10 protein-coding genes are annotated in these 16092 nt (G+C 41.1%); 6 read left to right on the top strand and 4 right to left on the bottom strand.

Annotated features, from left to right (window positions below; genetic code table 11):
* Positions 1-2 precede the first annotated feature (2 nt).
* From VOI17_RS03370 to VOI17_RS03360, 3 genes are all read left to right on the top strand, one after another.
* Complete coding sequence (locus VOI17_RS03370; protein WP_323755829.1) at positions 3-803, top strand: class I SAM-dependent methyltransferase; 801 nt, start codon at positions 3-5, stop codon at positions 801-803.
* A 3-nt stretch (positions 804-806) separates the two neighbouring features.
* Complete coding sequence (locus tag VOI17_RS03365; RefSeq protein ID WP_323755828.1) at positions 807-1691, top strand: glycosyltransferase family 2 protein; 885 nt, start codon at positions 807-809, stop codon at positions 1689-1691.
* A 211-nt stretch (positions 1692-1902) separates the two neighbouring features.
* The gene (locus VOI17_RS03360) at positions 1903-3102 is read left to right on the top strand and encodes a glycosyltransferase family 2 protein (protein WP_323755827.1); all 1200 of its coding nucleotides are present in this window, start codon (positions 1903-1905) and stop codon (positions 3100-3102) included.
* 43 nt (positions 3103-3145) lie between these two features.
* On the opposite strand, the gene VOI17_RS03355 is transcribed toward VOI17_RS03360, so the two are convergent.
* Together VOI17_RS03355 and VOI17_RS03350 are read right to left on the bottom strand one after the other, a co-directional pair.
* The gene (locus tag VOI17_RS03355) at positions 3146-3874 is read right to left on the bottom strand and encodes a LytR/AlgR family response regulator transcription factor (RefSeq protein ID WP_323755826.1); all 729 of its coding nucleotides are present in this window, start codon (positions 3872-3874) and stop codon (positions 3146-3148) included.
* A 58-nt stretch (positions 3875-3932) separates the two neighbouring features.
* On the bottom strand, positions 3933-7154 hold the full coding sequence (locus VOI17_RS03350) for a PAS domain S-box protein (RefSeq protein WP_323755825.1): 3222 nt from the start codon (positions 7152-7154) through the stop codon (positions 3933-3935).
* 196 nt (positions 7155-7350) lie between these two features.
* Between VOI17_RS03350 and VOI17_RS03345 the strand changes: the two genes are divergently transcribed.
* Positions 7351-9264 (top strand): M14 family metallopeptidase, encoded by a 1914-nt coding sequence (locus tag VOI17_RS03345; protein WP_323755824.1) that lies wholly within the window; start codon positions 7351-7353, stop codon positions 9262-9264.
* Positions 9265-9359: 95 nt separating this feature from the next.
* Here the strand turns inward: VOI17_RS03345 and VOI17_RS03340 are convergent, their stop codons facing one another.
* Complete coding sequence (locus VOI17_RS03340; protein ID WP_323755823.1) at positions 9360-9836, bottom strand: DUF456 domain-containing protein; 477 nt, start codon at positions 9834-9836, stop codon at positions 9360-9362.
* A 51-nt stretch (positions 9837-9887) separates the two neighbouring features.
* On the opposite strand from VOI17_RS03340, the gene VOI17_RS03335 reads away from it, so the two are divergent.
* Both VOI17_RS03335 and VOI17_RS03330 read left to right on the top strand, forming a co-directional pair.
* Positions 9888-10412, top strand: a complete 525-nt coding sequence (locus tag VOI17_RS03335) for a hypothetical protein (RefSeq protein WP_323755822.1) — start codon at positions 9888-9890, stop codon at positions 10410-10412.
* Positions 10413-11176: 764 nt separating this feature from the next.
* Positions 11177-11659, top strand: coding sequence for a DUF4348 domain-containing protein (locus VOI17_RS03330; protein ID WP_323755821.1), 483 nt, complete (start codon positions 11177-11179; stop codon positions 11657-11659).
* 384 nt (positions 11660-12043) lie between these two features.
* Here VOI17_RS03330 and VOI17_RS03325 read toward each other — a convergent pair whose 3' ends face one another.
* Positions 12044-15130 carry a VPS10 domain-containing protein gene (locus VOI17_RS03325; protein WP_323755820.1) on the bottom strand — a complete coding sequence of 1029 codons (3087 nt, stop codon included), beginning with the start codon at positions 15128-15130 and terminating at the stop codon, positions 12044-12046.
* Positions 15131-16092: the final 962 nt, after the last annotated feature.

Below are 16092 nucleotides of genomic sequence, written 5' to 3'. Positions count from 1 at the left end.
TTATGGAACTCACTTTCGGAAACGCACAGGTATATACTAGCGAGAGAATGAAGGGCAATCCCCTACTCGCCAAACTGTTCAATAAGGTGTTTGGCTACACCAATGTGGGCAACTATGCACGCTTTACTATTTTCAAAAAACTAATGAAACTTGTTCCCTTTAAGGGCAATGAAAATATACTTGATTTAGGTACCGGATATGGCGAGTATGCCATCAGTTTAGCTACCGCTTTTCCAAACTCAAGGGTGCATGCTTTAGACATAGATCAAAGTAGAATCAACACCCTTAATGAAGCACTCTACAAGTCTGAAATTAAGAACATAAAAACCTATTCCGACTTCCTAGATCGCACTTCAATTAAGGAGCTTGACTTTGCCTTTTCAATTGATGTTTTCGAACACATTGCGCCAGAAAATATGCCTTTCAATACGGTGCATGATCGTCTGAAAAAAGGAGGTCATTTTATGGTGAAAATTCCGAACGTAGAACAAAAAACAATTTTGCCAGATCGCTACTTTGCCGATCATGATGAATGGCTAGAAGAAGAACACATAGGACAAGTGTACGACCTCGATGGATTGAAGAAGAAGTTTGAGCAAGAGGGGTTCGAGGTAGTACATGCCTCCTATTCTGATGGATATTTATCTCGACTGGCATGGGAACTTGCTTACCTAGGAAAGAAAGCAGGCGTAGTTACTCAATTGCTAAGCTTGCCTTTGGCAAAAAGCCTAATCCACATGGACCGTTGGTTCCATCATGGGAAATGGGGCAACGCAATTCAGGTAATCGGAAAAAAGAAATAAGATATGGAAAGCCCACTGGTCAGCATTATTACGGTAAACTACAAACAGGCACAAGTTACTTGTGAGCTATTGGATTCAATAGCTAAACTCAGCTACCCTAACTTGGAAGTAATTGTAGTGAACAATGCTCAATCAAATGATGACACTCAACTCTATCGCAAACATTTCGAGAAAGTCATGGTAATCAGCAAAAAGGAAAACCTGGGTTTTGCAGGAGGAAACAACGAAGGCATTAAAGCCGCTAAAGGCGAATACATCTTTCTTTTGAACAACGACACAGAAATTGCAAACGGAACCATTGAGAAGCTCATAAATTGCTTTACTAGCCCATTTGTTGGTGCAGTGAGTCCGGTGATTAAGTATTTTGACGCGCCAGACACAATTCAGTTTGCTGGTTTTACAGAAATCAATAAGCTGACAGGTAGAAACGAACTCATAAAATCACGCCCTCAACCCACAGGAACTGTATCAACCCCCTATTTTCATGGAGCTGCAGTCATGATTCCTCGGTTTGTGATTGAACAATGTGGCTTAATGCCCGAAGACTATTTCCTTTATTATGAAGAACTAGATTGGTCCAGAGTGTTTCGTGAGGCAGGTTTTGAACTAAAAGTATGTATGGATGCGGAAATCCTCCACAAAGAATCAATCTCCACAGGGAAAAACAGTCCGCTTAAAGTCTATTACCAAACTCGAAATAGAATCTATTTTATGAAGCGCCAGAAAGGACAGAGAAATACAGCCTTCTTGCTTTTCTTCCTCTTACTCAGTTCACCTAAAAACCTTTTGAATCACTTATTGAAATCGGAGTTTAAGCATTTTAAAGCCTTCACTAAAGGGGTTTGTGATGCTTTAATTTTAAGAAAAACAGGGTTTGTAAAGGTATAAACCCTATAACAATCCATTTTATTCCACAAGAATTTAAGCGCCTTTTAAGTTACGACTTAAGAGGCGCTTCTACGATATAGGCACTTTTAAAGGGCCATTTCACTCCTCATCCTATCATTGAGTTATTCATCGGCAAAAGTCTACAACTCATCGAAACTCGTCCGTACAAGCCCCTGATTAGGCTACTTTTATCCTACTAAACAAACAGCACATGGAAACGCTATTCTGGATTTCGACCTTTACTATTCTTTACTCCTTTGCGGGTTACGGCATACTCATCACCTTGCTTAATAAGTGGAAGAAAAAGAAAAACACTTACACACCCTTCTCTGAAGAAGACTGGCCTGAGGTTACACTGTTGATTGCTGCTTATAATGAAGCTGAGATCATCAGACAAAAAATTGCCAATTGTGAAAAGATTGACTATCCGAAAGACAGACTAAAAGTGCTTTTTGTGACAGATGGCTCCACGGACCAAACGAACGACATCATCAATCAATACGCATCCGTTTCGCTTAGATTTAGTCCAGAAAGGAAAGGTAAAATCGCTGCAGTAAACCGAATCATGAGATACATTACTTCGCCTATTACCGTATTTAGCGATGCAAACGTAATGATGAATCCTGGTGCCATCAAAGCTTTGGTTCAACCTTTCGAGTCTAATTTAATGGGCGCTGTTTCGGGTGAAAAAATAGTATTAAGTGATACTGAAGACAGTGCCAGTGCTTCAGGCGAAGGTTTTTATTGGAAATATGAGTCGTTCTTGAAAAAACAAGATGCCGAATGGAATACTTTAGTAGGTTCGGCTGGAGAATTGTTTGCCATCAGAACTCGTTTATTCGTTCCAACAGAAGAAAACACACTTATTGAAGACTTTGTAATGACCATGCGCATGGCAGCCAATGGCTATAAAGTGGGCTACGAACCTAATGCCATGGCAACAGAGACAGCCTCGGCCAATATTGCGGAAGAAACTAAACGTAAAGTAAGAATTAGCGCTGGTGGAATTCAGGCCGTAATCAAACTAGTGAAGCTTTTGAATGTTTTTAAATATGGAAAACTCACCTTTCAGTATGTGTCGCACCGAGCCTTGCGCTGGACGCTTATGCCATTGGCTTTGATAGGCGCTTATGCCAGCACAGTTTGGCTTGCCGACACAGATTGGTTTTACAATTTGGCTTTTAGAGTTCAATCTATTTTCTACCTCCTTGCCTTCTTTGGCTATGTAATTAGAGACCAGAAAACGTCCTACAAACTACTCCACATCCCCTACTACTTTGCATACATGCACATCTGTGTAGTAAAAGGCTGGATCAAGTATTTTAAAGGAAATCAAAAAGTAACTTGGGATAAATCTGAAAGGGTGACTTTAAATGGATCAGAAAATCAATTATCCGTGGTTAGAAACTAAAAAGGAGGCCAATGCTCCCTTTTTAAAATGTTTTAGTGGCTGATTAAAGCAAATTCAATCGCTTCATCAATGCCTCTTTATTGGCCCTAGAAATAGGAATTACCTTATCCTCAATAAGCAAGTTCGACTCTTCAATATCTACGATTTTAGATAAGTTTACGACAAAAGATCGGTGCACTTTCTGGAAGTTAAAAGCATCCAACCTTTCTTGTACCTTCTTCATAGTACTATGTACTATGTAGCCTTTACTGGGGGTTTTAAACAAGGCATAATCTCCTTTAGCTTCTACATAAAGAATATCTTCAATTTTAACCTTAACAAGCTTCGTGTCCACTTTCAAGAAAATGCTATTGTCTATAATCTTAGACATCCCACTGCTTTTTTCAGCAGTTTTAAGTCTTTCATAAGCCCCCATAGCTACTTCAATAGCGGCATTAATGTCTTTTACACCATAAGGTTTTACGAGATAACCAAATGGCCCTCTTTCTCTGGCCCTTGCCACCGTAGTATTATCAGCAAAGGCAGTCGTGAAAATGAATGGGATATCAAATTGATCGTTGATAATTTCAGCCAAATCTACACCATCAATATCTCCTCCAATTTGAATATCTAGCAGCGCCAATTGAGGTGAATGGGCATTACAAAGTTCTATGGCATCATCGGCATTTGCAGCAATTCCTACTACTTCATGATTCAACATCTCCAGAATGTCTTTTAGACTTTCTGAAATCATCATATCATCCTCTACAATTAATATCTTTAGCTGGCTCATTCTTTAAATAAGATTTGAGTTAAAGATAATAATTATATCGCCTTAAAAAAGCTTTAGCTTAATTGGTTGGGATGATAACCACAAATTCAGAACCTTGATCTTGGTCACTATTAACAGAGATAGTACCTCCATGCATTTCTACAAATTCCTTCACAATGGAGAGTCCTAATCCTGACCCTTGAATATTTTTAACATTCGTAGCACGATAAAAAGAAGCAAACAATCCTTTTTGGTCTTTCAATGGAATACCAATCCCGTAATCTTTGAAAGTAATTTTAACCTGATGGGTCTTTTCAAATGATAAAACAACCTCTGGGTCTTTTTTCCCTTCTGAATATTTAAAAGCATTTGAAATGAGGTTGGTAATAATGTGATCGAACAAATTAACATCGATACTAACTGGTTGTGCAACACCAATTACAGACAACGCTATGGCCCTGCCATCAGTGCGACTTTGTGTTAATTGAACTACCGATTTCTTAATTAACTCGTTTAAGTCCGTTGGTCGTTTTTTAATTTCTACACGTCCAGCCTCAATTCTACCTAGCATTAAGATATCGTTCATCAAGAAAGTTACGCGACCAATTTCTGACTCAATCCGATTGAGGTACTTGTTATAACTTTGGAAATCTTCTGGAAATTGATTTTCGAGTTTAAATGCTATTAAGTCTGTATTCTGCTTAATGGTAGTCAGTGGCGTTCTAAACTCATGAGAGGTCATTGAAACAAACCTAGATTTGAGTTCATTCAACTCTCGCTCCTTACTCAATGCCTTTTCCATTTCATTTTGTACTTCCTTCTGCAAAGTAATATCACGCACAAAAGCAGTAAACGAATGAACACCATCTCTAATGATTGGTAGAATCGCTAATTCAATAGGGAATTCCTGGCCACTTTTCCGCATGGCGGTAATTTCTATTCGCTGATTTAAAACAGGCCCCTTCTTTGTTTTAAAGTAGTTTTTCATTCCGTTATCGTGCGCAGAATGATGCTTATTAGGAATAATATTATTTGTTAGTGGTTCACCTATTACCTCTTCACTAGTCCATCCAAAAATTATTTCAGCCTGAGGGTTCCATTCCGTTATCAAGCCTTTTTGGTCAATTGTGATAATCGCGTCAAGTGCTGAATTAATAATGGTACGGAGTTTATTTTCATTTTCTCTTAATTCCTTTTCTGCTCTTAATTGCCTACGTTTTGCTTTGGCATTTTTTAATCGGTTTGAAGCTAAGTTTGCAAGTGTAGTAAGTGTTGCTAAGTGCTCTTCATTAAAGAAGTTTTTCTTGTGATGCTCGGAGTCAATGATTCCAATAATTTTTCCGTCAGCAATTATTGGGACAGTAATTTCTGAGGCCCATACAAAATCAACAGCCTTATACCTATTGTCTTTAGATGTATCATTTACTATTTCTGAAACACCAGTTTCAGCCACATGCCCCACTATCCCCTCACCCAATTTTATTTGAATTGGGTTAATGACTTTTCGACCTTTTGACATGTTAGGCCCATAAAGCGCTAATTGCTCTAAACAGTTGTGGTCTTCGTTAAAAACGTAAACAACGCAATCCTCGAAACCGAACTCATCAATCACATTTTCTGCGATCTCCCAAGCTATTTCTACGATATCTTCTTTAACCAACAACTTGGTAACAAAACCATTAATTGATTTTAGGTAACGCTCATTCTTAGACAGTTTTTCATTCCTTAACCTTAAGTTTTCACGCTCCCGAGCCAATTGCTTTTGGTTTTCATCTTGACTCAGGATGAATCCAATATATTTAGCTAAAAGGTCGATAAACTCTAAATCGTAGGCATCGAAAGGCTGTTGGCGAGCATTTACACAAGTGAAGTTAACCGTTCCTCTTCTCTTTCCATTTACAGAATAAGGGGAAGCAATGTAGGTTTCTAAACCAAATTTCTTAAAGGCTGGGTGGTCGGCAAATTCTGACTTACTAAAATTATCAATAGCCAATTTTGAGTCTTTCGCATAGGTAATATCACAATAAGTCTCGCACAACTCAAAACGTGCTTCTTCACCCATTTCTTCCGTGCTGTTTTCATTGTAGCTATACTGCACAAAATACTGATCACCCTCTATCCTACTTACAATTCCGAATGGTAAATTAAGATAGTTAGCCGCAATCTTCATTCCCTCATTGATTTGGCTGTTTACATCTAAACCAATATTGGAGGTCATTTCGTTGAGCAGTTCCAAACCTACCCTATACTTGTCTAAGCGACTACGGGTAAATATCAGCTCTTCTTCGTCCTTTTTCCTACCAGTGATGTCCATGTGAATCCCTAAGGACCCAATTCGTTCTCCATCAAAATTATAATTAGGAGCACCGCTAATCAAACACCAAATTGGTTGCCCATTTTTGTGTTTCAACCTTACCTCATAAACACTCGCTACTCCTTGAGCTCTTTTGTCGTGCTCTCTGTCAATGATCTCTTTGGTTTGTTTTGGAACCAGTATATCAGAGGCAACTTTACCAATTAATTCATCGACAGCATAGCCTGTGATGTTACACATGGCCTCATTAACAAAAAGGATTCTTTCGTCTAAATCCACTTCCAAAAGCCCGAACTTCAGGTTCTGTATGATGCCTCGGTACTTCTCTTCCGACTTCACAAGTAACTGATCCGATACATGTCGATCCGTAATATCCCGGGCTACAGACATCATACCTAAAAGTCCATGCTCATCCTCAAGTATCTGTACATTTTGACCAATCCAGATGACTTCACCATCTGCACAAACAATAGGGAATTCCAAATAAGTGGTAGTTTCTCCTTTAGCCATTTGGTTTTGGTAAAAAAGAGCTACCCTTTCTTTGTGGTCATCTCTGACCACATCGATATACCGCATCCCAACAACCTCTTCCTTGCTATACCCCACAGCCTTTAATGCTTTGGGATTTGCATAGGTGAAACAACCTTGAGTATCGGTTTCATAAATAATATCATTGGCCGCTTCCACCAACATTTTGTAGCGGTTAATCGACTTAGATCTTGAAGAGTATGATTTTTTGTCCTGCAAATCGAAAGAGATATGGTACAAGTTATCTGAGCAATGGACACTAAGATAATACAATGCGCCATTCATTTCGAATTGAATATTTTCTTTCTTAGATAAATCTATAGAAATAGAAGACCATAATTTTTCTCCAATCTGCTCCCCTACTACTAAGCCCAACTGTGAGTTCCAGAGCGAGGGCACAAACTGTTTACTGACTAAAAGTCCGTTGGTGGTGGTGGTTATTTGAGGCGCTGTATTCACTTAGGTTGAGTTATCCACTACAAATCAATTGAATTAATATTAGACGCCATGATTCTTTCGATAACTGACAGTATTATTCGATAACTGACAGAAATCTTCGATAAATGAATTAGAGTATTCTCCACCACTCCCATTAAAAGCATTCCCATCAGATTGCTTTTCTTTCTATCTTCCCATTCAAACAACCTTATGGAAAATGAATAGGAAACACACGCTGTTATTTTTATTACTCTACTCTCCCTTGCTCTTTGCGCAAGAAGTGAGAGTGCTGAATCCCGTCACCTGGCCTGAATCGGATAAAGACACTGCCACATACACCATCAAGGGTGAAAGACATGGCGTCAGTTTTTTCAAACAGTTTCGGCATGCTGAAGTGCAATACGAACCCACAAATCAGCTCACTTTCGACACCTACCATACCGTCAACGTGATGTATCATTGGTATAAAGTATGGGCCGAAAAGTACCCAGACATTGTGGATTTATATCAAGTAGGCACCAGTTTTGAAGGTCGACCTATTCTACAAATGACCTTGACCAATAAGAAAACTGGCAAAGACACTGATAAGCCAGCTGCCTATTTTGAAGGTGGTCGACACAGTGGTGAAATCACCAGTAGTGAATCCATTCTATGGTTAACCAATCATTTATTAGAAGGCTACGGTAGCGATCCAGCAATTACAAAATTAATTGATACCAAGGCGATTTACCTGAGGCCGCAAAACAACCCTGATGGTTCGAATCTATATTTGAACACCGCCCAGCGAAACCGTTCTACAGTAAGACCACACGATAACGACCGTGATGGTTTGCTTGATGAAGATGACGAAGAAGATTTGGACGGGGATGGCATTATGTACCAAGTGCGTGTAAAAGCCAAAAAGGGCGAAACAGGCACACATATTATCGACCCAAGAGACCCGAAAGGCAGATTAATGAAACGTTCGCAAGATGGAGATTACTTCGTTTACAGCGAAGGCATTGATAACGATGGCGATGGCCGTTTTAATGAAGATGGTATTGGCGGACTCGACTTGCACAGAAACTACCCTGAAAACTGGAGACCAGACACTGGTGAAGACGAAACAGGCAGAGGATACACTCAAAACGGAGCAGGTGCTTTCCCTATGTCGGAACCTGAATCACGCTCTATCGTGATGTGGATGCTAACTCATCCTAACATTTCGGTAGCCAATTCAATGGACACCAGAGTACCGATGCACTTAAGAGCTCCTTCTACTTCTAAAAGTGAAGAGAGAATGTATCCTGAGGATTTGGATATCTACAAAAAGTACGATCAAATAGGAATGGACATTACTGGCTATCCTTGGGCGGGTGATGTTTTTGAAACTTATGCTACGCGATATAAAGTTAACCCTTCTACTGGCGATCCATTAAAGCCAAGTCCACTTTTCGGACATGGCCCTGATTTTGGATACTTCTATTACGGGTCCATTTGGTATGGCGATGAGCTGTGGAACAATGGCGCCATGAAAGATTACGATAACGATGGCATTTATGATGATTATGATGGGCTGCGTTGGGACGATGAAGAAAACGGAGGTCGTGGCTTTAAGGAATGGGAGCCATTCGAACACCCTACCTTAGGCAAAGCCGAAATCGGTGGTTTTCACCCTAAATTCTTTGGGCAAAACGGACCACCATGGCAGTTAGAGAATTGGGCAAAAAAGCAAGCGCTCTTCAACCTAGCCATGGCCATGGATTTACCTCAAATCACTTTGAACAATGTAAGCGTTCAAAGTAAAGGTAAAGACACTTATTTGGTCAAGGTGAAATTCACCAATACAGGCGAATTACCAACCGCGCTGAAGCAAGCGCAATTGGTTAAAATTGTACGCGAAGACCGTGTTCAGTTGCAGTTAGATTCAAAACTGACCAAAGGTGGAGATGATGCTCAAGTACAAATCATCAGCCCTAGCCTATCGGATAAAACTCAGTACATGGACAGAACATTATCTGGGCAAACACAAGAGGCTACTTTTGAAATCAAGCTGAACAAAATCAAAGGGGCTAAAGCGAAGGTGAAAATCCTTTCTACGCGTGGCGGCTATATTGAAACTGAAGTAACCATTGGAACTCCTGAGAAATAATTATAACCATTCTCTACGGAGAGACACAGTTTAAAAACAGCCCGAAAATCAATTGACTTTCGGGCTGTTCTATAAATAAGATATAATCAAACCACTTAAAACAAATAGATAATGAAGTAATAGGCCATTACAAAACAGGCGATAAGCTTGAGTAGTGTACCTGCTAAAAAACCAAGAAAAGACCCTAATGCTGAACGCATGGCTTTATTCGTATCCTGACCAGCACTCATTTCGCCCACAAAAGCACCTACCAATGGGCCTATGATAATACCAAAAGGTGGAAAAAAGAACATACCAATAATCAAACCTATGGTACTCCCCCATACACCCTTTTTAGTGCCGCCAAACCGTTTTGTGCCATAAATAGGAACAATATAATCGAGAACAGTAACGGCCACGGTAATCAGCGCTAAAGTCCATAAAGTATCTTCTGGAATATCGGTTCTGGCTGTGAAATGCAGAAAGAGTAAACCTAAAAAACTAATCGGTGGCCCCGGCAGAATGGGTAAAAAGCAGCCCGCAACGCCCACAAGCATAAAAACGATACCTAAAACAATAAGCAGTATATCCATGGCTAAAAAAGTGATTGATATTTAAAGATGATTAATTTTGGTGTATAAGTCATGATGGACATTCGAAAACAACTTTTAAAGGAACACTCCAAAGAGAATACGAACCTGATCGTTTCATATGTCGCAGAACAACAGGAACGGTTTGATGCGCTGATGAATCTATTTCTGAACGATGAATATCGGGTAACTCAAAGGGCAGCTTGGGTAGTTGGTGAAATTGGCAGAATGAACACTGAAATGCTTAAACCCCATTTGAGTGCGATGGTATTTAATCTCAAGCAACCCAATTTACATGACTCCATTAAACGCAACACCGTGCGTGTGCTTCAGGAACTAGAAATTCCAGAAAGCCTTTGGGGCGAAGTAGCTGATATTTGTTTTGGTTATTTGGCCTCTAAAAGCGAAGCCATTGCCATTAAGTGCTTTTCCATGACAGTGCTTTTGAATATCACCCAAAAAGTACCTGAACTGAAAGGTGAACTTCAAATCCTGATTGAAGACCAAATGTCATATGGCTCTGCCGGTTTCAAATCAAGAGGAAAACGAACTCTAAAGGCGCTTGAGAAAATTAATTAACGGTGACTGATTGCCTACCACTTCTCTTATGAGATTCCTTCTGAATTCTTGCATAACGGCTGCTAATTCATCGCAATGACGGTGACCGATGGCTCACCACAAAACCCAAACGCTTTTACCACGAACGACAAATCGGAATGTCATTGCTCCTTCGCTGAGTCTTTTGCCAAAGTTTACACCCACCGGTGAAAGCTTCAGCGCAAGCGTTGCGAACCTGCCAATGCTTAACGAAGTGAAGAAGCACACGTGAAGCAATCTCACTGATTACTTAAACCTCAACCCTATTTCGAGCCGTCATTTCGCAGCTTGCGGAGAAATCCTTTCACGTTCCATAGATCAAGGTTAACTGTACCAAAAGGTTATTGCGCCCCGTTGGGGCTACAAAGGTGTCGCCCCACTGGGGCTTAATGTAGGATGGGTACTTCTTTATGCTACAAAGTGACCGCCCCGATGGGGCTTTGCTTTTGCATAAGCATTCTACTTCTCTTAGCCCTTTCAAACTGTCATTGCGAACCTGCCGATATATATCGAAGCGAAAGAGCCTACGTGAAGCAATCTTAAGCAAGGATAAAATTTCCTCATAGCCACCAATATTTGGATGCTATAAGGAAGTTTTGATAAATTACATGAGATATATAAGCCACAAATGTGGCGTGTAGATAACGTTACCAGCAGTAAAAATCATGATTAGATATACCTCTCTCTTAATTTGTTTATGTGTAATGGTTTCCTGTACACCGACAGATAACTCAGAAATAATTACTTTGAATCAAAAAATTACCGATTTAAAATTAACTATTGATTCGTTGACATTGGAGCTGAAAGAGCTCAAAACCGACAAAGGAAAAGGTCCATCTGGATCGATAAATAATAAGGATAAATCTACAAATGAAGAATTCTGGGGTTTTTTATGGTCTTTTATGACCGATTCAGCGTTTCAAATTGAGCGAGTATCATTCCCTTTACAATATGAGACCTGGAAAGAAGATGAAGAAGGATACCCTGATTTGGGAGGAGAAATTGTAATTCATAAACTAACCAAGGACAATTGGGAACATGACTATTTGTACGCAAATTCTGCGACTGAGAGAACTCAGGTTTATGACAATTATGAAATGTCATTTAGGGACACTGATGAAAGAATAATTCATTGGTTCGGAGTAGAGTCTGGTGGTGACGCAAAATATTTCTTTAAAGCCAAAGATGGTAAATGGTACTTGGTGAGAAAAGAGCAACTAGGTGATTAAAACTACTGTTAACACTGTATATAGCAAATAAGGAAGTTAGTGGAATACGAAAGTTTAATACTATTTATAAACACCACTGTCGCAGGTTCTCCGAACCTGTGACTACTATTAACCTAGGACTCTGTCCTTGGGTGGACCACATTTATACCCAAACCTTGATATTTTAGACCTTTCGTGCCTCAAGGAAAGAAAGGAATGAGTGGCAGCCAAAATGGTTAAAACCATTACAAGGTGCCATTTACACAAATAGCCCACGGTTTAAACCGTGGGCTATGGAATAATAAGCTGACGCCAACCGTTTCAACGGTTTCATACTTATACTTTAAAGCAAAAAACCCAAAACATCTCTGCTTTGGGTTTTTAATTCTTAAGGTACTTGTAAGCTTAAAAGCCTGGTAGTAGCTCTAGCTTCAGCCCATCTACATAAGCTTTATAGGCTGGCCAATCGGTTTTGAAGAAGCTATTGAGTTCTCCAATTACCTCGTTGGCTTTCTTTTCTGCATTGGCCAAAGCAAAGCGCATGCCCTGCGTTACTGGATCATAACTTCCACCCATCTTACCTCTAATAGTTCCTAAATAGCTTGATAGAACGCTTTTGTCATTTCGTGAACCTTGTGTGCTTTCAGCATAAATCAGTCGATTCAAAGCCGTTAGCTTTTTCTTGATTTCAGTATTCTTGGCTTTTAAGGCTGCATTATCATCCGCAAAACCATCTATCAAACCAACACTTTTCGTAGCGGCTTGCAAACGATCAATCGCTTCGGTAACAGGTGCCAAGAAATCATAATACTCTTGAATGAATTTCTGTTTTGCCTCAATCTCGCTCATGTCCCATTCTGGTGAACGAGGATCTTTCATGACCTTAATCGTTTGGCTGCTTGAAGCATTCCCCTTTGTCATTTTAACAGTATAAGTGCCCGGCAATACATCATAACCACGTGGTGGTGCAGCGCCTTCTCTGCTCGCGCCAGAACCCGGCTGACGAACACCATCTCCTTCAAAGCCCCAATACATTCTGTTCAAGCCTTTATCAGCCGACTCAGAAAGTGTTCTCACCACTTTACCTTGTGCGTCAGAAATTTCAACTTTCACACGACCTGCCTCTTTAGCATAATAGCTTATTCCTGCACTAAACGGCTTGTTTTCGCCCATGAAAAGTCCGTCACCTGTACTTCTATAACCCATGTACTGACCAATGATAGCATTGGTCGCAGCAGGAATTGGGAAAACGTGAAGGTTTTCAGCCATCAGCTTTTTCATACCCATTTTAGTCGCTTCACGAAGCGGACGGATATCGTCCAAAATCCAAAGTGCTCTACCAAAAGTGCCGATGATCAAATCATGCTCTCTTGGGTGAATCTGAAGATCCATGGTCGGTACAGTTGGGTAACCATGTGTCCATTTGGCCCAAGTAGCAGCACCATCCATACTCACGTAAAGTCCGCCTTCAGTGCCTAAAAACATTAAGTTCGGCTCAATTGGGTCTTGAACAAACGAAAGTGCAAAACCGAATACAGCGTCCTTCTTCACAATACGTTTCCATGATTTTCCGTAATTGGTCGTTTGGTATACATAAGGCTCCCAATTGTTTCTTCTGTGGTCGTCAAAAACCACCACTGCCGTAGCAGCATCATAAGTACTTGGCTTGATTTGCTGCACCCAAGTGGCGTCTGGTAAACCTTCGAACTTACCTGCGCTATTCTCCCATTTTCCACCGCCATCTTGCGTCAACTGAACGTTACCGTCATCTGTACCTACCCAAATCACGTTTTGCTTCAATGGACTCGGCTCAATTACGGTAATGGTAGTATGCATTTCTGCACCTGTATTATCGAAGTTCAAGCCACCCGTATCAATTTGTCTTTGCTTTTCAGGATTGTTGGTTGTCAAATCTGGAGAAATGATCTCCCAGTTTTTACCATGATCGGTAGACTTGAAAAGGAATTGCGCCCCTATGTACAATGTCTTTTTATCGATTGGATTCACATTCACCCCTGCATTCCAGTTCCAGCGTAATTCTACGCCATCAGGATGCTCAGGTCTAATACCGACCATCTCACCCGTTACTCTATCGTATCGCTGAATGTTGGCACCTTGACTCAATGAATAACCATAGCGGAAATCGGTAGGATCTGGCACTACATCGAAGCCATCGCCACCTACAATTCTTTCCCAATACCCATTTCTAATACCTCCGTTTTTCAACAATTGGCTTGGCCCTAACCATGCGCCATTGTCTTGCATTCCACCCATTACATTGTATGGATATTCCATATCGTAATTCACGTGGTAGAACTGCCCGATTGGTAAATTTTCAGAATATTGCCATCTGCCACCGCGATCGGTACTTACTTCTAAACCTCCGTCATTTCCTAAAACTAAGAAATTGGGGTCATCTGGGTGCACATACCAAGCATGGTGATCGACATGGATAATACCTGAATTCACAAAGTTTTGGAAGCTCTTACCGCCATCTTCACTGGCCGTAACTTGGGTGTGAAGCGAATACACCCTGTTTTCATTCTGTGGATCTACATAAATGTCTGCATAGTAAAACGGTCGGCTACCAATACCTCTATCGTTCTTATTTGAAATTCTGTACCATCTTTCTCCCCCATCGTCTGAGCGATAAATAGCGTTTTCTGCTGATTCTACCCAAGCATAAATCCTGTCGGGCATAGAAGGCGCAATGGCCAAACCAATTCGACCTAACTCACCCTTTGGCAAACCATGGTCACCCGTTTTTCTTTTCCAGGTTTCGCCCCCATCGTAGGTAATATAAATACCCGAAGCTGGACCGCCAGAGTTGAAGAAATAAGGCCATCTGCGGTGTTCCCACATGGCCGCTACAATTTTATTAGGATTAGTAGGGTCGATTACCATGTCGGCAATTCCCGCACCCGGACCTCCATAAAGTACTTTTTTCCAGTTTTTTCCGCCATCGGTAGATTTAAAAACACCGCGCTCTTCGTGTTCGCCCCAAGGGGAACCAATTGCACCTACCCAAATAGTGTTGGGGTCGTTCGGGTGAACAATAAGGCGATGGATATTGCTGGTTTTCTCCAAGCCCATGTGCTCCCATGTGCGACCCGCATCTAAACTGCGGTACACGCCATAACCAGAGTTGAGAGAGTTACGCGGATTTCCCTCGCCAGTACCTACCCAGATTACACTAGGGTTGGATGGGTCGATGGTCACCACTCCGATGGAGGCTACATCCTGATCATCAAAAATCGGCTCCCATAAGGTGCCTTGACTGGTAGATTTCCATAAACCACCAGAGGCAGTTCCTGCATAAATAATGTTTTTGTTCGATCGAACTACATCGATTGAAGTGACCCTACCCGACATTCCTGCCGGACCGATAGAACGTGGTTCCATGGTTTTGAATAGGGAAAGGTCGGTTTGCGCTGTGGCCGAAGCGACACAGAGGCATAAGAATAAAAGTGTAAATAGATTTCCGAGCTTCATTGAGAAAGGATTTTGGTTATTTATCAATGGCCCAAGATAGGGCTATCTCGAGGTTTTTGTGGGGTGGAATTTTATTAGTGGTTGGTGAGGAAATGGCAACTCCCTTAACAATTGGTTATAAAGCTCGCTAAGAGAATTATTTACCACTTCTGCTTTCTACGAAGTCATTTCGCAGCTTACGAAGAAATCCTTTCAAGCCTCATAAGTCAAGTCTCTCTGTGTTTCGGGAAAACTCCGAGGTCTCGGAGCCTACGGGATGACTTAGAGTAAGCCATTGGCACCCTCTTCGCCCTTGTTGGTGTTTTCACCAACAAGCTACCTAAGCATGTCTCACCGATAAATCGCTCCTGTGTTTCTGAAAAAGGAGCAGGATGACTTAACGCAGGCTATTGGCACTTTGGTTAACCTTATTGCTAATAAGCCAAAACTATCTCGCCCCTTCAGGGCTGAATTTACTTTATTCTGAATCCGGAATGGGTTGCACCCATTCCTAGGATATTTCGCCCCGTTGGGGCTAAGGTGTCGCCCCGCTGGGGCTGAATGTACCGTATATATTTCTCCTTGTTACAAATATGCCAACCCGTTGGGGCTTGGATTTTGCACAAGTATTCATTTTTTCTCCGGTCGCAGGTTCGGAGAACCTGCGACCCCTTTTATTCAAGGACTCTGTCCTTGAACCGATACCCCTTCATAAAACCGGAATGCAAATAACACAATCGCTATGGGTCGCCCCGATGGGGCTTAATGTACTGTATATGTTTCTCCATGCTACAAATATGCCGCCCCGATGGGGCTTCGATTTTGCACAAACATTCAGCTACTCTTAGCCCTGAAAGGGCGAAATACCAAAACGAAGGGTGAAACCCTTCGGAAATCACGGAGTACCCCTATCGAAGTCCTGTAAGGACGAGATAAACCAATGCGGCTGTCAGTTCATGGCTGTAAATAGGAATGGTAAATGG

Origin of the sequence: Roseivirga sp. (genome assembly GCF_034669765.1) — a bacterium.
Taxonomy (GTDB): domain Bacteria; phylum Bacteroidota; class Bacteroidia; order Cytophagales; family Cyclobacteriaceae; genus Roseivirga.
Note: the sequence above shows the minus strand (reverse complement) of the source record. Positions and strands in the feature narration are given on the sequence as shown.